The organism is Phyllobacterium myrsinacearum (assembly GCF_014138285.1).
Taxonomy (GTDB): Bacteria; Pseudomonadota; Alphaproteobacteria; order Rhizobiales; family Rhizobiaceae; genus Phyllobacterium; species Phyllobacterium myrsinacearum_A.
Genome location: NZ_JACGXN010000001.1, coordinates 1,482,536 through 1,507,823 on the forward strand (window position 1 = coordinate 1,482,536; position 25,288 = coordinate 1,507,823).

20 protein-coding genes are annotated in these 25,288 nt (G+C 56.9%); 7 read left to right on the forward strand and 13 right to left on the reverse strand.

The annotated features are described in order from the left end of the window. Window positions 1-118 precede the first annotated feature (118 nt). The 7 genes from FHW16_RS07330 (at window position 119) to FHW16_RS07360 (ending at window position 6,821) form a co-directional block, all read left to right on the forward strand. Window positions 119-877: a M48 family metallopeptidase gene (locus FHW16_RS07330; protein WP_182548424.1), complete on the forward strand. Its 759-nt coding sequence runs from the start codon at window positions 119-121 to the stop codon at window positions 875-877. Further along, window positions 877-1,518 carry a YdcF family protein gene (locus tag FHW16_RS07335; RefSeq protein WP_182548425.1) on the forward strand — a complete coding sequence of 214 codons (642 nt, stop codon included), beginning with the start codon at window positions 877-879 and terminating at the stop codon, window positions 1,516-1,518. The genes FHW16_RS07330 and FHW16_RS07335 overlap by 1 nt, the downstream gene beginning before the upstream one ends. Before the next feature lie 204 nt (window positions 1,519-1,722). Continuing rightward, complete coding sequence (locus FHW16_RS07340) at window positions 1,723-2,382, forward strand: phosphoribosylanthranilate isomerase (RefSeq protein WP_182548426.1); 660 nt, start codon at window positions 1,723-1,725, stop codon at window positions 2,380-2,382. Between the two features lie 16 nt (window positions 2,383-2,398). Next, window positions 2,399-3,649, forward strand: coding sequence for a tryptophan synthase subunit beta (trpB, locus tag FHW16_RS07345; protein ID WP_182548967.1), 1,251 nt, complete (start codon window positions 2,399-2,401; stop codon window positions 3,647-3,649). Window positions 3,650-3,651: 2 nt separating this feature from the next. Further along, window positions 3,652-4,491, forward strand: coding sequence for a tryptophan synthase subunit alpha (gene trpA, locus FHW16_RS07350; RefSeq protein ID WP_182548427.1), 840 nt, complete (start codon window positions 3,652-3,654; stop codon window positions 4,489-4,491). A gap of 41 nt (window positions 4,492-4,532) precedes the next feature. Further along, window positions 4,533-5,450: an acetyl-CoA carboxylase, carboxyltransferase subunit beta gene (gene accD / locus FHW16_RS07355; RefSeq protein WP_182548428.1), complete on the forward strand. Its 918-nt coding sequence runs from the start codon at window positions 4,533-4,535 to the stop codon at window positions 5,448-5,450. Window positions 5,451-5,492: 42 nt separating this feature from the next. After that, a complete protein-coding gene (locus FHW16_RS07360; RefSeq protein ID WP_182548968.1) occupies window positions 5,493-6,821 on the forward strand; it encodes a Mur ligase family protein in 1,329 nt (442 codons plus the stop codon). A 49-nt stretch (window positions 6,822-6,870) separates the two neighbouring features. Here FHW16_RS07360 and trxA read toward each other — a convergent pair whose 3' ends face one another. The 13 genes from trxA to FHW16_RS07425 form a co-directional block, all read right to left on the reverse strand. Beyond that, window positions 6,871-7,194, reverse strand: coding sequence for a thioredoxin (gene trxA, locus FHW16_RS07365; protein ID WP_091879310.1), 324 nt, complete (start codon window positions 7,192-7,194; stop codon window positions 6,871-6,873). A 75-nt stretch (window positions 7,195-7,269) separates the two neighbouring features. Next, on the reverse strand, window positions 7,270-10,773 hold the full coding sequence (addA, locus tag FHW16_RS07370; RefSeq protein ID WP_182548429.1) for a double-strand break repair helicase AddA: 3,504 nt from the start codon (window positions 10,771-10,773) through the stop codon (window positions 7,270-7,272). Next, entirely contained in the window at window positions 10,770-13,913 is a 3,144-nt protein-coding gene (gene addB / locus FHW16_RS07375; protein ID WP_182548430.1) for a double-strand break repair protein AddB, read from the reverse strand. Before addB ends, addA begins: the two co-directional genes overlap by 4 nt. After that, the gene (locus tag FHW16_RS07380) at window positions 13,906-14,637 is read right to left on the reverse strand and encodes a nucleotidyltransferase family protein (RefSeq protein WP_182548431.1); all 732 of its coding nucleotides are present in this window, start codon (window positions 14,635-14,637) and stop codon (window positions 13,906-13,908) included. The genes addB and FHW16_RS07380 overlap by 8 nt, the downstream gene beginning before the upstream one ends. Then, the gene (tsaE, locus tag FHW16_RS07385; protein WP_182548432.1) at window positions 14,638-16,149 is read right to left on the reverse strand and encodes a tRNA (adenosine(37)-N6)-threonylcarbamoyltransferase complex ATPase subunit type 1 TsaE; all 1,512 of its coding nucleotides are present in this window, start codon (window positions 16,147-16,149) and stop codon (window positions 14,638-14,640) included. It abuts the gene before it with no gap. Between the two features lie 7 nt (window positions 16,150-16,156). After that, a complete protein-coding gene (locus tag FHW16_RS07390) occupies window positions 16,157-18,700 on the reverse strand; it encodes a sensor histidine kinase (protein WP_246711631.1) in 2,544 nt (847 codons plus the stop codon). Between the two features lie 195 nt (window positions 18,701-18,895). After that, complete coding sequence (gene ahcY, locus FHW16_RS07395) at window positions 18,896-20,296, reverse strand: adenosylhomocysteinase (protein WP_182548433.1); 1,401 nt, start codon at window positions 20,294-20,296, stop codon at window positions 18,896-18,898. A 146-nt stretch (window positions 20,297-20,442) separates the two neighbouring features. Continuing rightward, window positions 20,443-21,237 (reverse strand): glutamate racemase, encoded by a 795-nt coding sequence (locus FHW16_RS07400; RefSeq protein ID WP_182548434.1) that lies wholly within the window; start codon window positions 21,235-21,237, stop codon window positions 20,443-20,445. Window position 21,238: 1 nt separating this feature from the next. Continuing rightward, the gene (locus FHW16_RS07405) at window positions 21,239-21,553 is read right to left on the reverse strand and encodes an HPr family phosphocarrier protein (protein WP_182548970.1); all 315 of its coding nucleotides are present in this window, start codon (window positions 21,551-21,553) and stop codon (window positions 21,239-21,241) included. A gap of 13 nt (window positions 21,554-21,566) precedes the next feature. Continuing rightward, window positions 21,567-21,968, reverse strand: a complete 402-nt coding sequence (locus FHW16_RS07410) for a PTS sugar transporter subunit IIA (protein ID WP_091879322.1) — start codon at window positions 21,966-21,968, stop codon at window positions 21,567-21,569. A 184-nt stretch (window positions 21,969-22,152) separates the two neighbouring features. Further along, window positions 22,153-22,611 (reverse strand): HPr kinase/phosphorylase, encoded by a 459-nt coding sequence (locus tag FHW16_RS07415; RefSeq protein WP_182548435.1) that lies wholly within the window; start codon window positions 22,609-22,611, stop codon window positions 22,153-22,155. Next, a complete protein-coding gene (locus tag FHW16_RS07420) occupies window positions 22,611-24,398 on the reverse strand; it encodes a sensor histidine kinase (protein WP_182548436.1) in 1,788 nt (595 codons plus the stop codon). Before FHW16_RS07420 ends, FHW16_RS07415 begins: the two co-directional genes overlap by 1 nt. 146 nt (window positions 24,399-24,544) lie before the next feature. Next, window positions 24,545-25,264, reverse strand: a complete 720-nt coding sequence (locus FHW16_RS07425) for a response regulator transcription factor (RefSeq protein WP_162700334.1) — start codon at window positions 25,262-25,264, stop codon at window positions 24,545-24,547. Window positions 25,265-25,288 lie beyond the last annotated feature (24 nt).

A 25,288-nucleotide genomic window follows, 5' to 3' on the forward strand; every position in this document is an offset into this window, starting at 1 on the left:
TGCGGTCAGTTCCCTCCAGTCCTGACCGTTGCCATCCCATCGATACGGCGCCGGAGCTTTCCGGCGCCGTCTCTGTTTTAACTCACGGCTTTTACCCGAATCAATTAAAGTCCTGTCCATGATCCTGTCCCTGTTCCGGAGCCCGCCGAAAAAATCCGCGACGCTGAAAGTCGAGCGGAGCTACGAGGTTGCGGGCCGCGTTCTGCCCTTGCGCGTGATGGAAAATCCCCGTGCGACGCGTCTCACCCTGCGCATCGATGCGGGTGGCAAGGGATTGCGGATTACCGTGCCGCCGGGGATGCCGACGCGTGAGGTCGAAAAATTTCTGGCGCGTCATGAGGGCTGGATCGAAACGCGCATTGCCAAAATGCCGGATCAGCCGAAAGTGCGGCCCGGTATCAAGATTCCAATACGCGGTCTCCCTCACCTCATCGTGCACGAACCGGGCAAGCGCGGGACCGTGCGCCAGGAAAATGGTGCGGAAGGTCCGAGACTCATCGTCTATGGCGACCGCCCGCATCTTGCCCGGCGGGTTGGTGATTTCCTCAAACGGGAAGCACGGCACGATCTGGACATGCTTGTGGCACGGCACACCGCGACGGTTGGGCGGCGGGCGAAGATCATTCGCCTGAAGGATACGAAGAGCCGCTGGGGCTCCTGCACATCGGACGGAACGCTTGCCTTTTCCTGGCGCATCATGATGGCACCGCCACCGATCATCGATTATCTCGTGGCCCATGAAGTGGCGCATTTGAAAGAGATGAATCACGGGCCGAAATTCTGGAAGCTCTGCGGCGAGCTTTGTCCGGATACGGAGCGATGCAGGGCCTGGCTGAAACGCAACGGCAGTGCCTTGCAAGCAATCGATTTCAGCTGATGGCCGAATCTGTCGCGCCTGCCATAGAAGCGGCGGCCCGTGTCCTGTGGGATTTTCATCTGGTCTATGATCCCTTGAGCCCGGCCGATCTGATTATCGGCCTCGGCAGCTACGATCTGCGCGTGGCGGATCGCTGTGCCAAATTGTTTGATCAGGGGCTGGCGCCAAAAATCCTGTTCACGGGGAAGGCAGGCAACTGGACCAATCATCTCTATGACACCACGGAGGCGGAAGCCTTTGCCGCGCACGCCAAAGGTGCCGGCGTTGCTGCCGATGCGATTCTGATTGAGCCAAACGCGACCAATATTGGCGAAAATATCCGGTTTGCACGGGCAATGGCGGGGGAAGCCATCAAGCACATCATCATTGTCACCAAACCGCAGACACAGCGCCGGGCATTTGCGACGGTGCGAGCACAGTGGCCTGACGTAAATGCCTTGGTGACGGCACCATTGCACGGCTTTGAGGATCAACCGCTCACGACCTATCCACTCGACAAACTGATCCATGAGATGGTCGGCGACATCAAGCGGATGATCGACTATCCGGCACAAGGTTTCCAGATTGTGCAGGATATTCCGGTTTCCGTGCACGATGCCTACCAGTTTCTCGTACAAGCAGGTTATCATCACCACCTGTAAAACCACTGACATCTGTTGTAAATTCTGCAGAACATCTATGCGTGGTTCGACAAGCTCACCATGAGGGAATTGGGTTGATTGCACGAGCCCAAGAGTTTTGGCGTTTGTAATAATTGTCCCAAACACCGTTCTCCCTCATGGTGAGCTTGTCGAACCACGCAAAATACTCGACTCCCGCGCGTTTTCGTGGCACTGGCACCGATTATGAACCTTGATGTCAAAATATGCGGATTGAAGACCGACGAGGCCGTTGCGGCAGCGCTGGACGAAGATGCGTCGCATATCGGTTTTATCTTTTTCCCCAAAAGCCCGCGCAATATCGATCCGGCAATGGCAGGCCGGTTGCGTCAGGCCGCCAAAGGCCGTGCCAAGGCAGTTGCGGTGACCGTCAATGCGGATGATGCGGCATTGGACGCGATTGTAGCGGCAATGCAGCCCGACATGCTGCAATTGCACGGCGATGAAAGCCCTGAAAGGGTTGCGGGCATCAAGCAGCGTTATGGTTTGCCTGTCTTGAAGGCGCTTTCGGTGCGGGAACGCCGCGATCTTGACGCGATTGCCGCCTATATCGGCATTGCTGACCAGTTTCTCTTCGATGCCAAACCACCCAAGGGATCAGATCTTCCCGGCGGAAATGGTATCGCTTTTGACTGGACGATCCTCAGCGGTCTTGACGCCTCCATTGATTACATGCTTTCCGGAGGCCTCAACGTCGGCAATATTGCCGAGGCGCTGAAAGCGACGAATGCGCGCGGCATTGATATTTCGTCCGGTGTCGAGTCCGCGCCTGGCGTAAAAGATGTTAGCCTGATCAGAGAATTTTTCCGGGTTGTGCGCGCTGCCAAAAGCGCTGATGCGGCCTGAACAAACGGAGCGAACGGTGGACAAGGCGGTTGAACCCAATTCATTCAAGACAGGTCCCGATGAAGAGGGCATGTTCGGTATTTTCGGTGGACGTTTCGTTGCCGAAACCCTGATGCCGCTGATTCTTGAACTGCAGCAGGCCTATGATGACGCCAAGAATGATCCGGCCTTCAAAGCCGAACTGCGTGAATTGTCTACCAACTACGCCGGCCGGCCTTCAAAGCTCTACTATGCCGAAGGCCTGACCAAGCACGTCCGCCAGCTGGCGAAAGACAAGGGTCTCGACGGCGGCGCGAAGATTTATTTCAAACGCGAAGACCTCAATCATACCGGCAGCCACAAGATCAACAATTGCCTTGGCCAGATCCTGCTTGCAAGACGCATGGGCAAGACCCGTATCATTGCGGAAACCGGCGCTGGTCAGCACGGCGTTGCGTCGGCGACGGTCTCGGCCCGGTTCGGCCTTCCCTGTGTCGTCTATATGGGCGCTACGGATGTCGAGCGGCAGGCACCCAATGTTTTCCGCATGAAATTGCTGGGAGCCGAAGTCAAGCCGGTCGCCTCCGGTCACGGTACATTGAAGGACGCGATGAACGAGGCGCTGCGCGACTGGGTCTCAAATGTCGATGACACCTATTACCTTATCGGCACAGCCGCAGGTCCGCATCCCTATCCGGAACTGGTGCGCGACTTCCAGTCGGTGATCGGCGAAGAGGCCCGCGAACAGATTCTCGAGCGGGAGGGCCGCCTCCCCGATACGATCATTGCTGCTGTGGGTGGCGGTTCTAACGCCATTGGACTGTTCCATGCATTCCTTGACGACAAGAGTGTCGAGATCATCGGCGTTGAAGCCGGCGGCCGTGGGCTTGATGGTGAAGAACATTGCGCCTCGATGAGTGCCGGCAGCCCAGGCGTGCTGCATGGCAACCGCACCTATCTGCTGCAGAACAAGGATGGCCAGATTCTCGATGGCCATTCGGTTTCCGCCGGTCTCGATTATCCCGGTGTCGGCCCGGAACATTCATGGCTGCGCGATACTGGCCGGGTTTCCTATGTGCCGATCCTCGACGACGAGGCTCTGAATGCATTCCAGCTGACGACACGCGTTGAAGGCATCATTCCCGCGCTTGAATCCGCCCATGCCATTGCCCAGGCGGTGAAAATTGCGCCCACTATGGCGCAGGACAAGATCATGATCGTCAACCTGTCAGGTCGGGGCGACAAGGATGTGCATACGGTTGGCAAACTATTGGGTATGGAGATTTAAGCATGGCTACCCGTATCGACAGAAAATTTGCTGCGCTGAAAGCCGAGGGACGTCCGGCACTCGTGACTTATTTCATGGGCGGCGATCCGGATTATGAAACCTCGCTGAAGATCATGAAGGCCCTGCCTGGTTCCGGTTCTGACATCATCGAGCTCGGTGTTCCCTTTTCCGATCCGATGGCCGATGGTCCGGCGATTCAGGCTGCAGGCCTGCGGGCACTTAAAAAAGGCATGTCGCTGACAAAGACGCTGGCGCTCGCCGCCAGCTTCCGCGAGAGCGACAACACGACGCCCATCGTTCTGATGGGTTACTACAATCCAATTTATATCTACGGTGTCGACCGCTTCCTGAAGGACGCCGTTGCCTCGGGCATTGATGGTCTGATCATCGTCGACCTGCCGCCTGAAATGGACGTGGAACTCTGCATTCCCGCCATCAAAGCCGGAATCAATTTCATTCGTCTGGCAACGCCGACAACGGATGCAAAGCGCCTGCCAAAAGTGCTGCAGAACACCTCCGGTTTCGTTTACTACGTCTCGATGAACGGTATCACCGGTTCGGCCCTACCGGATACAAGCAAGGTTGGTGAGGCCGTCAAGCGCATCAAGGAACACACCGATCTGCCTGTGGTCGTCGGTTTCGGCGTCAAGACCGCCGAGCAGGCCAAGGTCATCGGCATGCATGCCGACGGGGTGGTCGTCGGCACGGCAATCGTCAATGCGGTCGCCAATACAATCCGTCCGGATGGCTCGCTTGTGGCTGATCCTGCAGAAGCCGTCGCCACAATGGTGCAAGGACTTTCCACCGGCGTGCGCGCCGTGCGCCTTGCAGCGGCGGAATAGAAGCCCTAAATCACAATACCGACGAAAGAACAGGACCGATCATGAACTGGATCACAAATTACGTCCGGCCGAAGATCAATTCGATGCTTGGTCGCCGTGAAATGCCCGAAAACCTCTGGATCAAGGATCCAATTTCGGGCGAAATGGTCTTCCATACGGATCTGGAAAAGAACCAATGGGTTGTGCCGTCGTCCGGCCACCATATGCGTATTCGCGCCAAGGACCGGCTGCGCTACTTTTTCGATGACGGCGCCTACGAGTTGCTTGAACAGCCGAAAGTGGCGACCGATCCGCTCAAATTCCGCGATGAGAAGCGCTATATCGACCGCCTCAAGGAACATCGCGCCAAGTCTGGCGTCGAAGACACGATCATCAATGCGCTGGGAACCATTGAAGGCTTGCCGATCGTTGCAACGGTTCAGGATTTCAGCTTTATCGGCGGATCTCTGGGCATGGCCGCGGGCGAAGCCATCATAAAGGCTTTTGAGACAGCAATTGCCCAGAAGCGGCCGCTGGTTCTGTTCGCAGCCTCAGGTGGCGCCCGCATGCAGGAAGGCATTCTTTCGCTGATGCAGCTGCCGCGCACCACCGTTGCGGTAGAAATGCTGAAGGAAGCGGGCCTGCCCTATATTGTGGTCCTCACAAATCCGACCACGGGTGGCGTCACCGCGTCCTACGCCATGCTGGGCGACATCCATATTGCCGAGCCGGGCGCGCTCATCGGTTTTGCCGGACAACGCGTCATCGAGCAGACCATTCGTGAAAAGCTGCCGGAAGGCTTCCAGACCGCGGAATATCTGAAGGCCCACGGCATGGTCGATATGGTTGTGCCGCGCACTGAACTCAAAGCCACTATTGCACGTCTTCTGAAAATGCTGATGGGCGAGAAAGCAACCGAGGTTCCTGTTGCCAAGCCGAATGGAGCAGCGGTACCGGCAACGATTGAAGCCGAAGCTTGATTCAATTGATGGTTCTGGAGGCTTTTGCCCTTGGCTTTGTCTGTGTCATCGAAGGCTGAGGCGATTATCGAGCGATTGCTCGGGCTTCATCCAAAGGGTTTTGACCTGTCGCTGGGGCGTGTCACGCGTCTTCTTGATACACTGGGCAATCCGCATCTGAAAATGCCTCCCGTCATCCATGTGGCGGGCACCAACGGCAAGGGATCGTGCGTCGCCTTCTCACGGGCGCTTCTGGAAGCTGCCGGTTATACGGTTCACGTCCACACGTCACCCCATCTCGTTCGCTGGCACGAACGCTACAGACTTGGGGCACCGGGTGGCGGCAAGCTGGTCGATGACGATGTCTTTGCCGATGCGCTGAGCCGCGTCGAGGAAGCCAACGCCGGTCAGGCCATCACGGTCTTCGAGATCCTGACCGCCGTCACATTCGTGTTGTTTTCCGAACATCCGGCCGATGCCGTGATCCTCGAGGTCGGGCTTGGTGGCCGTTTCGACGCGACGAACGTTATTCCTGAGCCTGCCGTCAGTGTCATCATGCCGATCTCACTGGATCACCAGCCTTATCTTGGCGACCGGGTTGAACTGATTGCAGCGGAGAAAGCCGGGATCATCAAGCCGGGATGCCCGGTTGTCATCGGTGCACAGGAAGAGGAAGCGGCGCGTATCGTGCTGATTGAAACAGCCGAGCGCCGGGATTGCCCCTTTGCCGTTTATGGTCAAGATTTTCTCGCTTTCGAAGAGCGTGGCCGGATGATTTACCAGGACAATACCGGGCTGCTCGATCTTCCATTGCCGGGCCTCCTCGGTCGCCATCAGCTCTCCAACGCGGCAGCTGCTATTCAGGCGGTGAAGACCGCGGGCTTTACCCTGCCGGATTACGCCATCGAAACGGCCATGACGACGGTCGAATGGCCAGCACGCATGCAGCGCCTCGTCAAAGGCAAGCTGGTTGAGGTGGCTGTACCCGGTTCGGAGATTTGGATTGATGGCGGTCATAACCCCGGTGCGGGCATGGTGATTGCCGAGGCGATCGCCTCGCTGGAGGATCGCAGCCCGCGCCCGCTGTTTCTGATCACCGGGATGATCAACACCAAAGACCCTGTTGGCTATTTCGCTGCTTTCACAGGCATGGCCCGCCATGTTTATACGGTGCCGATCCGATCCAGCGATTCCGGCATTCCCCACGAGCAGCTCGCACTAGCCGCGGCTGATGCAGGTCTTTCCGCCGAGCCGGTGCATTCGGTCGAGAACGCGTTGAAGATATTACGGGACAGCTGGGACAAATCGGAGGCTGCGCCCCGCATCCTTATCGGCGGATCACTCTATCTCGCTGGCGACGTGCTCGCCGACAACGGAACCCCGCCGCAATAAAAAGCCCGGCGCGATGGCCGGGCTCGATAGGGGAAGGGCTTTTCTCCGCTCAAGCGGCCGAATTGCGGATCCAGTCGCTGAGCTTGCTCTTGGGAGCAGCGCCAACCAGATTAGCAGCCAGTTCGCCGTCCTTGAACATCAGAAGTGTTGGAATGGAACGCACGCCGAACTGAGCTGCAAGTTCCGGATTCTCGTCGATATTGACCTTGGCAATCGTAACTTTGCCTTCCATCTCGGAAGCTATCTCTTCGAGAGCTGGTGCAATCATCTTGCATGGGCCGCACCACTCGGCCCAGAAATCGACAACAACAGGCTGACCGGCCTGAAGCACATCGGACTGGAAATTGCTGGTGTCAATCTTGACGGTAGCCATCGGCTTTTCCTTATCGGTTATTGAATGTTGCCCATCATGTGGTGAGTCTACCCACCCGCGTCAAGCTCGGTCATCTCACGATGCGGTGAGACGGGCAAGGGCGCCCTGCATCTCATTCACCGGAATATCGATGAGATGGGGGCCTTCGGTGAACAAGAGGGCGGCTTTCACGCTTTTTCCGGGATAAAGCGGCTCCAGCAACTGCCGGTAGAGCGCCAGCTGCGCCACGTAGGCATCCGGCACTTCCGCTAGGATACGCGGAGCCGGGCGATTGGTCTTATAATCGACAATCAGCACACTGTCGTCACTTACCGCGAGCCGATCGATGATACCGGACACCGCATGGTCCTTACCCCGCAGATGCAATGTTCCCATGACAGCGATTTCCGCCAGTGAACCGGGCGCGAAGACCGGCGCGAAACGCGGATCGCCTATGACGCCGAATACCGATTGCAGGGCGTTTTCCATCTCTTCCAGCTTCCAATCAAATGCGGCGCGGGAAAGATAACGTCCGGCGGCAACCATGCGTTGATCGGCAGGCAGATTGGGCAGAGTCTGTAACAGCGCATGAATGACTGTGCCGCGCTGGATTGCAAAGGAAGGATCGCGACCATCTGCACCGAGGACCGGCGAACCGCTGACAAGAGGCTCTTCTTCTTCCGGCTCGATCAGAAGGGACACACCGGAAGGCGCCAACGGGCGCGGCAGCCCTGCTTCCCTTGCCATGGGCTCGCGATACCGGACAGGAAAGGGCAGCACCGATGCCGCTGGCAACAATTCCGGCTCCTCCACCGGACCGCTTGTCGGCGCAGTCTCGCGGTAACGTTTTGCAACGACGCCCTCCACCGGATGATCGAACGGTTCGCTCGTCTCCGCCAGTGCTGCGTCCACAAGACCGTGCCAAGTGTCGGGAGACTGTCTGGTGCCGCGATAACCGCAAACGATCAGGCGATCTTCGGCGCGGGTCATCCCGACGTAGAGAAGACGGCGATATTCCTCTTCTGATCGTATTTTCAGATTTTCGACAATAGCCCCTGTAAAGGCCGTCGCGTAGGCTTTGGACGGCACGAAGAGGAACCCCTTGCCCTGCCATCCCTCTTCTTCCTTCATCGGAAATGACAGCAGGTTGGGCGTTCGCCCCCCAGATGAGGCAGAACTGCCGGAATCAACCAGAAATACCACCGCAGCTTCAAGGCCCTTGGCCGCGTGAACGGTCATGATCCGCACCTCGTCTCGGCTCTGATCAAGCTCACGCTTGATCTCGGGCGTGGCTGCATCCAGCGTTTCCAGAAATGCCTGCAGTCCGGGAAGGCCGGTTTTCTCCGTGGCGATGGCGTAATTCTGGAATTCGTCGATGACATCACCCGCCTCGTGACCGAGTCGTGCGAGAAGATCTCGCCGGGCGCCGCCATTGCCAAGAATGTCAGCGTAGAATTCGAACACGGGCACTGTATCCGCACGGTTGCGCCACTCCTGCAAACGCTTGGCAACGGCTGCCAGCGCCGGATCGCTCTTCGCCCGGACTGTCAGACGCTGATGCAGGGTTTCATTCTCTGCGCGTCCATGCGCCAGATCGAAGAGCTGGTCATCATCCCATTTGAAGATCGGGCTTTTGAGAAGTGCGGCCAGTGACAGGTCATCGGACGACAGCAGCATGAAACGGCCAAGCGCCATCAAATCCTTGACGGCGATATGGTCTGTCAGTTTCAGCCGGTCGGCACCAGCCACCGGCACATGACGCTTCTTCAATTCGCGCGACAGTGCAGGCATGAACTGGTCGCGCTTTCGCACCAGAACCATGATGTCGCGTGCCTGCAGGCGCCGATTCTTGCCTTCGATGACTTCGCCGTTTTTCAGCCAGAGATCAATTGTCTTGGCGATTTGCTCCGCAAGGCGAACGGGCGGGGCGGGAAGACTGTCCACCGGGGTTCGCCAGTCTTCCTCCTGTTCCGTGGTTTCGGGCGTGAGCATATCCCAGATCTGCACTTCGCCCGCGTCAACGGACCGGATCGCGGTGTGGGCAGTCGCGCCATGATCGGCACCGAAGCCGCGATTGGCTTCAGGCCGCTTGAACACCGCGTCCACAGCGGACAGCACATCGGGCACGGAACGGAAAGAGAAATTCAGATTGACCCTGGAGAAGCTCAGTTCAGCATTTTCCGCTTTTTTCTTGGTTGTCTTGCCATGGCGGGCGAAATCTTCCGGGATGGCACCCTGAAAGGAATAGATAGACTGCTTTTCGTCGCCCACGGCAAACAGCGTACGCCTGACATTGCGGGCTGTGCTGCCGGAAAAAAACTCTTCGCTGAGCAAGCGGATGACCCGCCACTGGTTGGGGCTTGTATCTTGCGCCTCGTCTACCAGGATGTGATCGATGCCCTTGTCGAGTTTGTATTGCACCCATGGCCCGGCATCCTGCCGTGCCAGCAGTGTCACCGTACGCACAATCAGATCATCAAAATCGAGAAGGCCGCGCGCCTTCTTCATCTGCTGGTAGCGCCCGATCAGATCATCGATCAGCACCAGCGCCGACAGGGTGAGTCGGATTTGCCGAAGCTGTTTGAGGCGGTCCAGACCTTTGAAAATCCGGTCTGCTGCACGGTCATAGCGTTCGATGAAATCGGGAATGCGGTCGGTAACGCTTTTCGAGGCGACGTAGCTGCCGCTCTTGGGGTCACCTGTCGCTTTCAGGAAAGCCGCCCGCAATACCTCTTCGCGCTGATCAATCTCGCTACTGACCTTGGCGAAACGCAGCAGGAGAGCAAACTCCTGGGCACGCGAGGCCCCTTTTGGCACCGCCATGATATTCTCAAGCACGCCTTGCGGAAACTCGGGCACCGGCCAGAGCGCGGAAAGAATGTCGTCTTCCGTCTCCTCGCCGGTAAAACCAAACTGGGTAAAGAACAGGGGACGCCGCAGCGCGTCATGACCCACTTCCCGAATGAACTGGGTCAGATCATGGCGCTTGTTGACGGCTTCATCAAGAAGTTCCTGTAACCCGAATTCGCCGGCCACTTCCAGAACGTCGTTGAAAGCGGCAGCAAGATCGATGTTTCCGTCAAGCCGCGCCGTTTGCAGCAATTGGCGGCGCGCCTCACCCACCAACGCCACCTGCATCATGTCATCCATCAGTTCGAAATGACCGGCAATGTTCGCTTCCAGCGGAAACTGATGCAGAATCGCCTCGCAAAAGGCGTGAATCGTCTGGATTTTCAAACCACCCGGTGTTTCCAGCGCCCGGGCAAACAGGCGGCGCGCCTGAGCCAGTCGCGCGGGTCCGGGACGCTTGCCATCGATTTTCTCGATCGTTTGCGCGAGGGCCTCTTCGTCCATGGTCGCCCAATCGGAGAGTCGGGCAAAGACACGGTTCTGCATGACTGCGGCGGCTGCCTTGGTATAGGTCAGGCACAATATTTTTGACGGATCGGTACCGTCGAGCAGAAGGCGGATGACACGCTCAGTCAGAACGTGTGTCTTGCCCGAACCCGCATTGGCAGAAACCCAGACAGAGTCAGCCGGATTGGCAGCACGATTCTGATCGATAATGGTTTCCTTGGGAATATTGGGGTTTTTTTTCACTCGCCGCCCTCCCCGCCATCGTCCGCGCCGCCCGCCGACCATTCCAGTACGCGTGCGAGATGATCATAATCCCCGGTCAGATCGCTTTCCTTGAATGGCAGTGCACGGGACAGATAGCCTTTTTGCGGATCATGATAGGCGACAAGCAACTCATTCAACCGCAGCCATGAAAGCTCGCCCAGCTCGGGCGCGGTCTTTTCGCTCTTATTGGCGGCGGAGCCGGCTTTCAGGATCGACTCCGGCTCGACCCTGCCGTTCGGCCGCAAGCGAACATAAAGCAAGTCTGAGGCCTGACGCTTGCCGACTTCGTGAAAGGCTCCGCGCGCAAGAAGTGCCGCCTCCAGCGCCAGCTGCGGCGAGAGCAGCACATGGGCTTGTTTGCGCGAGGGTGTGGAGCCGGTCTTGTAGTCGATGATTTCCACAGTTCCATCCCGCATCAGATCAACACGATCGGCGCGGCCGGAAAGCGTGACACCCGTTGCTTCGACAGGGATTTTCTTCGAGGCAATTTCGGGATGACGTTCGGCAAGCAGCGGGGCGCGTTCGCGCTCCCATTGCAGAAACTCAGGCACAAGGCTCAAAAATCGCGGCCACCACACCGCATCGATTTCTTCAGGCAAGGCAATATCATCGAAATAGCGCCGACCAATCTCTGAGAGACGTATAGCGGCATCAGTATGGACCGGATCGATAGCCTGTTCGGTGAAATGCGCCAGAATATTGTGAAAGAGCGAGCCGCGTTCCGCTGCATCAGGATCGCGGATCAGTGGCTCGATGGGACGCAGGCGCAGAATACGCCGGGCGAAGATCGCATAGGGATCGCGCCGCAGGGTTTCGATTTCTGTCACGGAAAAATGTCTTGGCCGCGCTGTAAGCGGCGGTTTTGGCTCTGGCCGCTTGACAAAATCCTCATCAGGAGCGTCGTCAATTTCCCGGGCCCAATGCAGATACTGCGCGCCGCGCGCACGCAATTCGTCGCTGGCTCTCTTGCCGAGCACTGTTTCCAGCCGCTGCAACCAGCGAGATGCGACCGTCGGCGCATTGGCCGACCGCTGCGCCCGGCTGAGAATGACCCGTTCCATGCCGAGTGCCATCTGGAAATCATGCGCGGCAAGGCCGGTGCGCCGTTCCGGGGGCTCCAGATTGATGACGGCTTTCATCGGCCGCGACATGAAAGGATCGTTGCGGGTCTTGCCCGGCCAGGAACCCTCATTGAGACCCCCGATGATGACGGTATCGACGGTCTGCAAGCGTGCTTCCAGCGCACCCCAGATGAACAGGCGCGGATGGGCTCCAGCCTTGGGTTTCACCACTTCACCTGCCATGAGGGCTTCGATCATCGCTGGCCACTCAACGGGCATGAAGTCGAGGCCGGAATCGGCGGACACCAGGTTGCGGAGAAAAGCAGCGAATTGTTCACCCGCAGCCCCGGTGTAAAGCCCTGATATGTCGCCTCTGTCATCGCGAACGAGATTTTCGAGGCTGGCAATGGTTGCCCGGACGATATCCGATATCTCCACCGGTTCATTGGCCCCTGTGAAGGCGCTAAGTTCATTCATGCACTGTCCGAGGGCTGCACAGACAATCCGGGCGGCTTCAATCCGCTGTACGGAAATCTGGCGCAGCCAAGCGGGCTCAAACGGGGATGTGGTGCCTTCGGCAAGGCGCCGTTCAAAGAATTCCGCCAGTCCAGTCAGAGTCGCGCGTCCCGTGCCGCCGCGCAGCGCAATCAGTTCAATTGTTTCGGCTGCCTGCCGGACGGCATTGCGGTCCATGCCAAGCCGGGTCAGGGGATGCTTGAGCAAAGCCAACAATACCACCGGGTCACCGGGATTGAAGACCGTTTCCAGGGTGAGGCGCAACAGCGTTGCCGGCTGCGTCTCGCGCAAGGCGTGGCCACCGGAATCATCAGCAGCGATATTGAAACGCGCGAGTTCACTGGCCACACGCCGGGCAAGGTCGCGATCGGCTGTAATGAGCGCTGCGGTCTTTCCTGGCGCCTCAATGGCATCACGCAAGGCGATTGCGACGGCAAGCGCCTCCTCGCGTTCATTGGCCGCCTCGATCAGGGCGACCGGTACAACAGCAGCAGAAAACTGGCTGCTTTCCCGATCAATCGTGCTCCAAGCTTCGCTTGTCTCGGCAGGACGCATGGCTTCCGCCAGCAAGTGTTCACGCGCCCGCTTCTGCGGTGTGACCGTACCAAGGCGGATCACGTCCTGACGCAGGACACCGAGCTCGCCCAGAAGCTTCCTCAGGCCGAATTGCGGATGCCCGAATATGGAGGGATTGTCCTGCGTGCTGGCAAGCACCTGCCAGCTTGGTTCATCCATGTCGCGGTCAAGCCCGGGCAGCACCACGGCGCCCTGCGGCAAAGCGGCAATTGCCGCCAGAAGATGTGCGGTCGCGGGGATCGAGCCGGTGGAACCAGCCGCAATAACCGGTCCATCGGGAGGATTGCGCAGAAGTCGTTCTGCTTCCAGCTCGATGAGATGATTGCGATGGGCTGCAGGATTGGACCGGTGGCGGTCGTTGAGAATGTCCGGCCAGAGACTGGTGACGATGTTCAAAAAGTCTAGAGTGACCTGCCACCATTCAGGCAGTTCCTCCGAAACGATATTCGACAGCGTGCTCCAGCCGCTCGCCTCCGTCTCCACCTGATCCATAAGCCCGGCAAGATCACGCGCCAGCCAGAGCGCGTCTGCAGTGGTGGCGGGTATGGCAATATCCTCATTGCCGAACAGGGCCCGGACGTGATCGGGCAGGCGCTCGCGCCATGGGCGCACGAGTCGTGCAAGCAGCAAAAGCCGCTCCATGGAGCCGACCGGAGGCAGCAGATCGAAAAAAGCATCTGACCCCATGTCAAACATCGCGGCATCCTCATCCACGTCGCCGAGCGGACGGATGGCGGGCAGGATGGCGGATTTCACCGGGCTTTTTTCAACAAGCAAGGATCGCAGCGTACGGGCTGCGCGGCGGGTTGGTACGTAGATGGTGGCTCGCGCCAGGGCCAAGGGATCGGCGGGGTTAACGGGGAAACCCGGAATTAGGTTGCCGGAAAGGATTGCATCAACCAGAGCGGGAAGAAACGGTTCTCCGGGAGCAATCGAAAAAATGCGGGGGCTGTGGCGGTCAACCATGGGTCTCCTGCCCGAGACGCGCAATCGCGGCTTCCGCCTCTCCGATTGCCTCAGGTGTTCCGACGGTCAGCCAATGCCCCTGCATGGGCATCCCGTAGAGACGCCCGGCACTGATGGCTTCATCAAAATAGCGATTGAGTGAGGCACGCACCACCGGTTTTCCCTCAAAGAGTTGCGGATGGACGATCGCCGCGCCTGCGTAGATGTAGGGTGATGCATCACCCTCGCCGAAGCGCTGAAGCCTTCCATCGCCGGCCACGGTGAAATCACCGCACCCTTCATAGCCGGTTGCCTGATCCATTCGCGCGACCATCAGAAGAATATCCATCTTCGAAGCATCCCATGCTTCAGCGAGGCGGACAAGGTTGGGACGAGGTCCGTCGATCCAGAACGTATCGGCGTTGAGAATGTAGAAGGCATCTTTGCCAATCAGCGGCAGAGCTTTAATAATGCCGCCAGCAGAATCGAGCAGTTCAGCGCGCTCATCTGACACAGTGATTGCAGGCGTTTGCCGCAACCCAAGATGCGAATCCATCTGGTCCGCCAGATAATGGACATTGACCACTACCCGCTCAACGCCCGCCGCATCGAGCGCATCAAATGCCCAATCGATCAATGATTTGCCGGCTACCTTTACCAATGGCTTCGGTATTGTATCGGTAATGGGGCGCATACGTTTGCCGAGGCCCGCAGCCAGAAGCATTGCTGTATCGGGTATCGTCATTCACTGCAACTCCAACGAAAGGATACCCATCTTCTCGCACCATTCACGCACGGGTGCCAGTGATGGATGATCGAGAACACCGGCAAGATAGCTCTGGATACGCGGAAGATGTTGGAGATAATAAGGCTTGCCGTCCCGCTCATCCAGCCGCACGAAAATTCCGAGAATCTTGGCATTGCGTTGTGCGGCCATAATCGCGAACGCTTCCAAAAAGGCTATTTCATTGAAGGATTTGTCACGAGACCGACGTTCATCGATATACGCCTGAAGCAGCTGCTTCTGAAGAGATGGTTCGATGGTCACGCGCGCATCAAGCACCAGAGACGCGACGTCATAGGCAGATGGACCAATCATCGCATCCTGAAAATCAATCAGTCCGATGCGATCAATACCCGTTGCCTCACCCCGCCATAGTATGTTGGGCGAGTGAAAATCCCGTTGGACGAGACTCTTTTCGGATTTCTTTAGCTGACTAAATACAACATCCCAAGCGTCGACATATTCAGCTTTCTGCTGAGCGGCCAACGGCTTGCCGGACATGCGCGGAACATACCAGTCCGACAGAAGCTCGACTTCAATCATCAGAGCGTCACGATCAAAGTCATGCAGATGATGCGTGTGATTTTTGGCGATTTCAATGTCTCTCGCCCACGACCGTTCATGCATCCTTGCAAGCAGCCGTACGGACGCCTCGTATCGTTCGACAATGGGTGCTCCGTCCGTGTCGAGGATGCCTTCGTTGCCGAGATTCTCCAGAAGCAGGAAGCCATTGTCGAGGTCATCGGACATGATCTGCGGCACATAGAATCCGTTGGACCGCAGGAGTTGATTGACGGCAACAAAGGCCGTGACGGACTGGGAAAGATGCGCGATCTGCATATAGGTCTTGCCATCCCGAAGGATGGGACCACCAGGATTATAGGGGGAGTTCATGAGGATCAGCGGACGTACACAACCGGTATCAATCGTCTCGTAGCCGCGCGCGGACGCATCGCCAAGCAGATACCGACGGTCTGCTGTAGCATAGCCAGCCCGTCCGAGAAATGTCCGTATGGCCAGGGAGCGTTGGACCCGCGCAAGAGCAGCGCTTTCACCTTCTATCTCGACTTTCCGGCCATCTCCATCGTTGAACAGGACAATATGAATGGTTGGTTCGCCCAGGGCGCCGTTCGCCCGTTCTGGCCATTCTACCAGCACGGCGCCGTCTTCGAGCGCTTCGTCAAGCCCAAGTTCATCAACCTCTTCGCCCGACGAAAGCCGGTACAAATCAACGTGACTGATCGGCAGGCGCAATTCAGAATAGGACTGAACAATCGTGAAGGTGGGGCTTGGAACCTCGTAGGCACTGTCATTGGCAATGGTTCGGATCATTCCGCGGGCGAGGGTCGATTTCCCCGCACCCAGATCGCCGGATAACGTGACAAGATCACCCTTCACCAGCGCCAGTCCAATATCCTGACCAAGCCGTTCCGTATCTTCTGCCGTTGCAAGCTGGATTGTCAAAGACGTCATGGGCGCCTTATTCAGCAGCGATGCTGAAGGTGCGCGCCTCCAGCGGGAACCGGCAGGTCACGAGCGTACCCCTGCCAGCGGCACTGCTGATATCGACCTTGCCGCCATGCAACTCCACAAAGCCCTTGACGATGGAAAGGCCAAGACCGGCGCCACGTTTGCGGCCACCATTCGGATAGGGCTGGAACCGCTTGAAAATACTGTCGAGTACATAGTCAGGCATACCTGGACCATTGTCCTGAACGCTGAAAACCATTTCGCCCAGTTCCCGCCGGCAAGTCATCGTAATCGTGCTGCCTTCCGGCGCATAATTTGCGGCATTGCTCAGAAGATTGGAAAGAACCTGCTTGACGCGACTGGCATCCGCACGGAAAGAACCGGCGCCGGACGCAATATGGGTGTCGAGCAGGATATTGTGCTCCTTCAATCGCTCAGCGACCTTTTCCGATGCTGTTGCGACCGCATCGGCGACGGAAACGTCGCTGATATCAAGTTCCATGATCCCGGCATCAACCGTAGCGAGGTCAAGAATATCGTTTACAATGGTCAGCAGGACCGAAGAAGATGTACCGATATGATCGAGATAGTCGCGCTGACGCTCATTGAGCGGGCCAGTCAACGGTGTCTGCAAGAGTTCGGTAAAGCCCATGATATTGGTGAGCGGTGAGCGCAACTCATAGGAAACGTGCTGGACAAAATCGTTCTTCAGTTCGTCCGTCCGCTCCAGCGCCTCGTTCTTTTCCTTTAGCGCCCGTTCAACCCGCACGGAATCCGTCACGTCGACGAAGGTCAGCATGGTCTGGCCGCTCGGAAGCGGCGCGGAAGCAAAATAAAGGATCTTGCCCGTTGTCAGCTCGATATGGCCCTGCAGGGATTCCCGTTTGTCATCAAAGCCCGTGACGGTTGTGACGAAACTCTCCCATTGCGTCGCATTTGAAACCGGCTCGCACAGCCGGCGGATCGCCGAAATATGCATGCCTTCGGCAATCTCTTCGTTTTTCAGTGACCAGAGCGAGGCAAACGCCGGATTGGACAGACGGATCTTGCCGTCAGAACCGAACACCGCCACACCTTCGGCCAAATGATCCAGTGTTTGTCCCTGTACCTTGATCAGCGTATTGTATCGGCTTTCCAGCTGAAGCTTTTCCGTCAGATTCTCGAAAACCCAGGTTACCCCGCCCTTTGGCTGCGGATTGACGATGACGCGCAAGGTGCGACCGTCGGTCAGGTGCCACAGATGCTCCTGTGATTCGACCGAATGATAGGCTGACAGCATGGATTCTTTCCATCGGCGCCAATCCGGCTGTTCCGGCAGCGTGCCATCACTGCGGAACCGGTCAAGCAGCATGGCATTGTCGGGCCGGCTCTCAAGCAGAGAGGTTTCCAGTCCCCACAGCTTGGCAAATGCCTGATTGAAGAATTGCAGTTTCCTGTTCGCATCAAACATTGCAACGGCTGAATTAAGCTGATCCAGCGTATCCGAATGATTGAGAACCGTGCGTTTGAATTCCTCCCGCACCAATTCAATGTCGCTCACATCATTGGCGAGACCGGCGGAACCCGCGCTGCTCGCAACATCCGTGACCTTGAATACATGGCGGTCACCGCCAACAACTGTCGACAGTTCATCGCGAAATGCGCTGTTTACAGCCTTCTCCCGTTCAATCCGTTCCCGCGCTTGAACACCGAACAGTTCTCGTGTTTCCGCAACAGCAATATGCGTGTCATTGATGTCAACCGCCTTGGCGTAAGCCACATTGACCCAGTTCAGCTTACCGCTCCTGTCGCGGCTCCAGGCGGGCATATCAAGCTGTTCCAGCAGTCCGCGTAACGTCGTCAGCGCTTCATTGAGCTGGTAGTTTTCAGTCTTGAGCAGCGCCTGGGTGGCGCGAGCCTCACCAAGGCTGATGAAACGGACAATGGCATAGCTGCCCGACGTGCGGCCCTGGATTTCGAGGGGTGTGCCTTTCGATGTCTCGACAACGATATCGAAAGGACGCGCCTTGCCACGCAAAGCCTCGATAGAGCGATCGAGTAATGTCGCAGAATCAATGCGCAACCAGCGGCCAAAAGCCAAAAAGAGAGAGCGGTCTTCGGGAACCCCGATTTCCTGCGGCAGACTTCCGACAAGATTGGGGGTCGTGGAGCTGCCTTCCCAGACAACGACCCGCTGATCTTTCAGATTAAGCAGTGCTTCGCTGCGCTGAACGGCAACATTGAGATCGGCGACCTTATCGCGCAGCTGGCGGTTTTCATTGGCAATGCGGCTACGTTCGCGAATCAGCCATCCGGCCGACAACAGAGCGGCCCCCATCGCACCCAGGAACATCGCAAACTGAATGACTTCGAATGTGCCGAAAGCAACACCGAAGGGTGTGTTGATCTTGCCTAGCGGATCCTCCGCATGGGCAGCAAAGGACGAAGCGCCAAGAATTGAGAGGGTCGATCCGGCTCCCGCCAGTGCAGTCCGCAGTTTCTTCAGCACTCGTTTTCCGCGTGCTGCATCTTTTCCGCGAACATCCTCATCAGCAATCTTCATATCAACCGTCATCGCCCCATTCTGACGGATATCTCATGTTCCAACCCATCTGATTGATCCAACCATTTGGCCCATCTGGAAGAAAGCTATCCCGAATCACTACAATAAACCCTTGGCGAATCGACGGGAAGAACTCAGCGCAAAAAAGAAAGCCGAAGAATTTGTCAATCCTTCGGCTTCCATATGTTGTGTGTATTGGTTAACAGATTAATATCTGTAGTGGTCCGACTTGAAAGGACCGGTCGGTGTGACACCGATATAGGCGGCCTGTTCGTCCGAAAGGGTCGTCAATTTCGCACCAAGCTTGTCGAGATGCAGGCGCGCGACCTTTTCATCGAGGTGCTTTGGCAGAACATAAACCTCATTCTTGTACTGTTCGCCACGGCTGTAGAGCTCGATCTGAGCCAAAACCTGGTTGGTGAACGAGGCGGACATAACGAAGCTTGGATGACCGGTTGCATTGCCCAGATTGAGCAGGCGGCCTTCGGAGAGAAGCAGCATGCGCTTGCCGTCCGGGAACGAGATCATGTCGACCTGCGGCTTGATGTTGTTCCACTTGAGGTTGCGCAGCGCAGAGACCTGGATCTCATTGTCGAAGTGGCCGATATTGCCAACGATGACCATGTCCTTCATCCGGCGCATGTCATCGAGCTTGATCACATCCTTGTTGCCAGTTGTGGTGATGATGATGTCAGCCGTTGGAGCGGCATCTTCAAGCGTGACCACTTCGAAACCGTCCATGGCGGCCTGCAACGCGCAGATCGGATCAACTTCCGTCACCTTGACACGTGCACCCGCACCGAGGAGCGACTGTGCCGAGCCTTTGCCCACGTCACCGTAGCCGCAAACCACTGCAACCTTGCCAGCCATCATGACGTCGGTGGCGCGGCGGATACCGTCAACCAGCGATTCCTTGCAGCCGTACTTGTTGTCGAACTTCGACTTGGTAACACTGTCATTGACGTTGATTGCCGGGAACGGCAGGAGGCCCTTCTTCTGCAACTGGTACAGACGGTTAACACCGGTCGTTGTTTCTTCTGTAACACCCTTGATGGCTTCACGCTGCTTGGTGAAGAACCCGGGTGTTTCCTTCATGCGCTTCCTGATCTGGGCAAAGAGAATTTCTTCTTCTTCGCTGCCCGGATTGGACAGAACGTCTTCGCCGGCTTCTGCACGTGCACCGATCAGGATATACATGGTGGCGTCGCCGCCATCATCGAGGATCATGTTGGAAGGCTGACCATCCGGCCACTGGAAAATCTTGTCCGTGTAGGTCCAGTACTCTTCCAGCGACTCGCCCTTGACGGCGAAAACCGGTGTGCCGGTGGCTGCGATTGCAGCTGCAGCATGGTCCTGCGTCGAGAAAATGTTGCACGATGCCCAGCGGACGGTGGCGCCCAAAGCCTGCAATGTTTCGATCAACACTGCCGTCTGGATCGTCATATGAAGCGAACCGGTGATGCGCGCGCCCTTGAGCGGCTTGGAGGTGCCGAACTCTTCACGGCTGGCCATCAGGCCCGGCATTTCGGTTTCGGCGATTTCAATTTCCTTGCGGCCCCATGCGGCCAGCTCAAGGTCTTTGACTATAAAATCCTGCTTATCGGCCATCTGTTTGTCAGCTCCGTCTTTGTTTTTCGGTCTGGCCGCCATTCCGAGGCGACCGGAGGTTGCTGTTGACTATCAGATAAGGGGGGATCACACAATGGGATATAAAGAAATCCTTATGCGTGCATATCCGAGGCATATCCACTGCGTCAAAAAGCGAGCGTGACGACGCTGACAGGAATGTCGATCTGAAGTTTCGCCAGCATTGCCCGAAAGGCACCCACCGGATATTCGGCACTTTCGGTCACATATGCGCGCGTTTGCCCGGTACCTGATTTTCCCGCACCAATCGTCTGCACAATGGCCTCAGCCGGATCGAGAAACTGGCACGAGGAATGGCTGGCCTCAAAATAAGACAGGAGCCATGGCAGATGTGTGCTCGACAAGGTGAGTACATCAATATCCGGATGCCTCAGGAAAACCTCGCGCAGGAAAGCATCGACCTTCTGCTGCGTTCCAGCCGGATCGAAAAGGAAGTCGCCATTCTCGACAAGATCAACCATGGACGACGCGTTGATCAACGCCACGCTATCAGGATGGTTGGTATGTTTTGCGACAAATTGTACAAGTTGCGGGCTCCCGATCATGGATTGCACGCCCATAATGCCGACCTTGCCGGTTCGTGTTTGCGCCACAGCTTCAGCAAGGGGCGGCAACACACCGAAGAGCGGAACGCTCACCATGGATTTCAGATCATCCATCACTGTAATTGACGGTACATTCGAAGCGACGATGATGGCCGAGGGATGGTGCGACGTCAGGAAACGCATCGTGCGATCCATGACAAAGAGCAATTCGTCCCGGGACTTTCTTCCATAGGGGAAACTTGCCCGATCCGCGAAATAGAGAATGTCCTGGCGCGGGAGCCTGCGCCGAATCAGATCGACGACCGCGTAACTGCCAATTCCTGCGTCGAACACAGCAATCGGTTGTACGAGTGTCAAATCAGGCTTCTTCGCCGAACTTGTCAGCTATAAGCGCACTGAGCGCCATCATGACGTCGCTGGCCTGACGCCCGGATGCGCTGACCTTGATGCAGCAGCCCGGTGACGCGGCTAGCATCATCAATCCCATGATGGAGGTTCCACCAACGGTCATTCCATCTTTCTCAACACGCACATGCGCATCATAGCCATCCACGAGTTGGACAAATTTGGCCGAGGCCCGCGCATGCAACCCGCGCCGGTTGATAATCTCGAAAGATGCCACCAGCGCATTGTCCGGATCAAATGTACCGGTGGTTTCTCCTGTCAGGCGCATGCTCATTCAACCTCTATTTGGCTGTCAGCACCTGACTGGCCACATTGATGTACTTGCGTCCGGCATCTTGTCCTTCGCGCAGCGAAGCGGCCATATCATTGGTCACACGCACGCTGGAAAGCTTGATCAGCATGGGCAGGTTGACACCGGCTATGACCTCGATCCGCCCTGACTCCATCACTGAAATTGCCAGATTGGATGGAGTTCCGCCAAACATATCTGTCAAAATGATGACGCCATTGCCGCTATCAGCACGCGCCACGGCATCGACAATGTCGCGCCTGCGTTGCTCCATATCGTCGTCGGCACCGATTGAGACGGTTTCCAAATATTCCTGCTGGCCGACAACATGCTCAACGGCATGATGAAATTCTTCAGCCAGTCTTCCGTGCGTCACAAGCACGAGTCCGATCATTCTGAAACTGCTCCTGTTGCGCCAGCCCATTGGGTTCAGGCTTTTTTCTGCGCATTGAATGCCCCACTTGGCAGGTGTCGCATTTTGGCAGGACGAATCGCGAAGGCAAGCGGAAAAATGACTTGAGCACGACTGTTAGTCATTTTATCGCAGGCCAATAACGCAACCATTTGACTTATATATACTATTTTTTCCATTGAGGCGTAAAAAGCCTGGCTTCAATGGCGCGGCAGGCCGAATCTATCCCCAATTTCGGCAAAACAAGATGCGCGATTGCGACGTCGTGAAGAACCGTAACAGCGTCTTCGCCAAAACGAACCGATTGGTTCGGTTCGACCAGATCAACCACCAGGTGAATGATAGCCCTTTCTTCGAAATCCGACCGGTGCAGACCGGAGCCACGCACTTCCAGACCGCCACGCAGGGCTGCCGGGGCAGTGCAAAGCAAACGTCCCGCTTCATCGCGAATATGGCACTGGTCATCGCTGACAAGAATTGCAAATACCCCTTTATATGCAGCGCGATCCATTAACGCTCGGACGATCGAGGATTTACCGGAGCCGGAGCCCCCGCGGATAACAACACCACGATCACCAACAATTACAGCGCTGGCGTGGATCAGTTCATCGGGTTCGTCCCGCATCAGATCTCGGCCGGCAGGATTGCGGTGAACCGGGCACCGAGATAGTTCTCGGGATCATTCGGATCAAGGATGTTCTCCGCATTCAATGTACCGCCGTGGGCTTCGATAATCTGACGGCTGATGGAAAGACCAAGGCCGGAATTCTGACCAAATGCCTCACCTGAGGGCCTATCCGTATAGAATCGCTCAAAAATACGGTCGATCTGCTCGACTCGAATGCCAGGGCCGTTGTCTTCCACGAGGATCCGAACGCGGTCGCCCATATGCTGCAGGGAGACAGTGATACTCCCGTGTTCTTCCGGCACGAAAGAACGGGCGTTTTCAATCAGATTGGAAACGACCTGGCCAAGTCGCAGGTCATGGCCAACGACGAAGAAACCTTTCTTGTTCTGCGGAAGCTTGCCCACGACAAATTCGATCTGCGTATCTTTCTTGTTGCGCCGCACTTCGCGGGCAGCGGTCACGAGATTGCCCAGCAGGAACTTGAGGTCCACATGTTCGGAGTCTTCGCGCGCAAGTTCCGCATCAAGGCGTGACGCATCGGAAATATCGGTGATCAAGCGATCCAGACGCCGTACGTCATGCTGGATGACGTCCATCAACCGCTTGCGCGAATCGTCATTCTTGGCGAGCGGCAGCGTTTCCACTGCGCTGCGCAACGATGTGAGCGGGTTTTTCAATTCATGGCTGACATCGGCTGCAAAGCTCTCGATCGATTCAATGCGCGCATAGAGCGCGTTGGTCATGTCGCGGATAGACGTGGAAAGATGACCGATCTCATCCTGGCGTTCGGAAAAATCCGGTATTTCCTCGCGGTTTTTCACGCCGTGGCGAACACGATCGGCTGCGGCTGCAAGACGGCGAAGCGGATTGGCAATCGTTGATGCCAAGAACAGCGACAGAATGGCCATGACCAGCGCAGCGACAGTGAACACACGAATAATGGCATACCGTTCGCCCTGCACGATCTTGTCGATGTCGCCGCCTTCGGTCGAAAGCAGCAGGACGCCAAGGACGGCGCGGAAGCGCTGGATCGGAACGGCAACAGACACGATCTGTTCGCCCTTCTCCGTCATGCGGACGAAGGTGGCAGGCTGTCCGGTCAAAGCCTTGACGATTTCGGGGAAGGACGCACCGTTGCCGCCGGGCTGTTCCTGATAGATCGGCAAATCGCTCCGGCGAAGCAGCCGCGTCATGCGATTGGTTAGCCGTTCCAGAAACGTAGGCTGATCACCCTCTATGGGCGGCAGTTCATAACGCAGCACCTGACCGCGGGAATAGAGGTGGCGCGAATCCAGCAGCAGGTTGGAATCGCGGTCATATATGCGTGCGCGGGTTCGCGTTGGCTGGATAAGCTGCCGTAAGACAGGTGCCACACGCTCGGGATTAATCGGGAAATCGAGATTATCAAGCACATCAGGCGACGGCGTTATGCTTTGCCCGGCCTGGAGTTCCAGGAGCTTTTCGGGATCGACCGTTATGGAGTTCGTATCAACGGTGGCTTCCGAGGCTATCGCGGCCGCAATGATTTCCCCCTGCGTCATCAGGCTTTCCACACGCGCATCAATCAGCCCGTCTCGGAACTGATTGAGGTACATGATGCCTGACAGAAGCACAGCAAGACCGGCGAGATTCAGAAACAGGATACGCCGGGTCAAGCTCGAAAAAAGATAATTGCCAAACAGCCGGTTGAGCGGCTGCAGGAACCGCCTGAGGGCAAGCGACCGCTTCCGGCGCATGACGGCACTCTTGCGCGTAAGATTGCTGCCTTGGAGTCCGGCCACCATTTCTGCCTCAGAACATCGTAAATGGGCTGCCTCATCGCATTCAAAACGCGCAGAGACAATCTTATTCTACAAGGGATCACGCATGCGTGTCATTCCTATGCGTGATCTTTAGCCCATTTGTACGCAAACAACAGCGACAAACAGCATCACGTTTCGCGGAAGCGGTATCCAACACCGTACAATGTCTCGATCATATCGAAGTCATCGTCGACGACTTTGAACTTCTTGCGCAACCGCTTGATGTGGCTGTCGATCGTCCGATCATCCACGTAGACCTGTTCGTCATATGCGGCATCCATCAACGCATCGCGGCTTTTGACAACCCCCGGACGCTGCGCCAAGGAATGGAGAATAAGGAACTCCGTCACGGTCAACGTCACAGGCTCGCCCATCCAGGTGCAGGTATGCCGCTCCTGATCCATAACAAGCTGACCACGTTCCAGTGATTTGGCCTGAGGACTGCCCGGTTTGGCAGCGCCTTCGCGTGCTGCAACCCGGCGCAATACTGCTTTGACACGCTCAACCAGAAGTCGCTGTGAGAACGGCTTCGTTATGAAGTCATCGGCGCCCATCTTCAGGCCAAAAAGCTCATCAATCTCGTCATCCTTGGATGTCAGGAAGATAACGGGCAGATCGGATTTTTGACGCAGACGGCGGAGAAGTTCCATACCATCCATGCGCGGCATCTTGATATCGAAAATTGCCAGATTTGGCGGACGGGCCATCAAACCGTCGAGCGCAGAAGCGCCATCCGTATAGGTCTCGACACGATAACCTTCCGATTCAAGCGCAATCGATACGGATGTCAGAATATTGCGATCGTCATCAACGAGCGCGATGGTCTGCATTGCGGGTACTTCCCTCATGCCCTGCTTTTCCTTGTTTCAAAG

What these genes read in the sequence shown, in the direction of transcription:
- FHW16_RS07330 (WP_182548424.1), top strand. Translation starts at nt 119, where the DNA reads ATGATCCTGTCCCTGTTCCGGAGCCCGCCGAAAAAATCCGCGACGCTG.
- FHW16_RS07335 (WP_182548425.1), top strand. Translation starts at nt 877, where the DNA reads ATGGCCGAATCTGTCGCGCCTGCCATAGAAGCGGCGGCCCGTGTCCTG.
- FHW16_RS07340 (WP_182548426.1), top strand. Translation starts at nt 1,723, where the DNA reads ATGAACCTTGATGTCAAAATATGCGGATTGAAGACCGACGAGGCCGTT.
- trpA (WP_182548427.1), top strand. Translation starts at nt 3,652, where the DNA reads ATGGCTACCCGTATCGACAGAAAATTTGCTGCGCTGAAAGCCGAGGGA.
- accD (WP_182548428.1), top strand. Translation starts at nt 4,533, where the DNA reads ATGAACTGGATCACAAATTACGTCCGGCCGAAGATCAATTCGATGCTT.
- trxA (WP_091879310.1), bottom strand. Translation starts at nt 7,194, where the DNA reads ATGGCTACCGTCAAGATTGACACCAGCAATTTCCAGTCCGATGTGCTT.
- addB (WP_182548430.1), bottom strand. Translation starts at nt 13,913, where the DNA reads ATGGTTGACCGCCACAGCCCCCGCATTTTTTCGATTGCTCCCGGAGAA.
- FHW16_RS07380 (WP_182548431.1), bottom strand. Translation starts at nt 14,637, where the DNA reads ATGACGATACCCGATACAGCAATGCTTCTGGCTGCGGGCCTCGGCAAA.
- tsaE (WP_182548432.1), bottom strand. Translation starts at nt 16,149, where the DNA reads ATGACGTCTTTGACAATCCAGCTTGCAACGGCAGAAGATACGGAACGG.
- FHW16_RS07390 (WP_246711631.1), bottom strand. Translation starts at nt 18,700, where the DNA reads ATGACGGTTGATATGAAGATTGCTGATGAGGATGTTCGCGGAAAAGAT.
- ahcY (WP_182548433.1), bottom strand. Translation starts at nt 20,296, where the DNA reads ATGGCCGATAAGCAGGATTTTATAGTCAAAGACCTTGAGCTGGCCGCA.
- FHW16_RS07405 (WP_182548970.1), bottom strand. Translation starts at nt 21,553, where the DNA reads ATGCGCCTGACAGGAGAAACCACCGGTACATTTGATCCGGACAATGCG.
- FHW16_RS07410 (WP_091879322.1), bottom strand. Translation starts at nt 21,968, where the DNA reads ATGATCGGACTCGTGCTTGTGACGCACGGAAGACTGGCTGAAGAATTT.
- FHW16_RS07415 (WP_182548435.1), bottom strand. Translation starts at nt 22,611, where the DNA reads ATGCGGGACGAACCCGATGAACTGATCCACGCCAGCGCTGTAATTGTT.
- FHW16_RS07420 (WP_182548436.1), bottom strand. Translation starts at nt 24,398, where the DNA reads ATGGTGGCCGGACTCCAAGGCAGCAATCTTACGCGCAAGAGTGCCGTC.
- FHW16_RS07425 (WP_162700334.1), bottom strand. Translation starts at nt 25,264, where the DNA reads ATGAGGGAAGTACCCGCAATGCAGACCATCGCGCTCGTTGATGACGAT.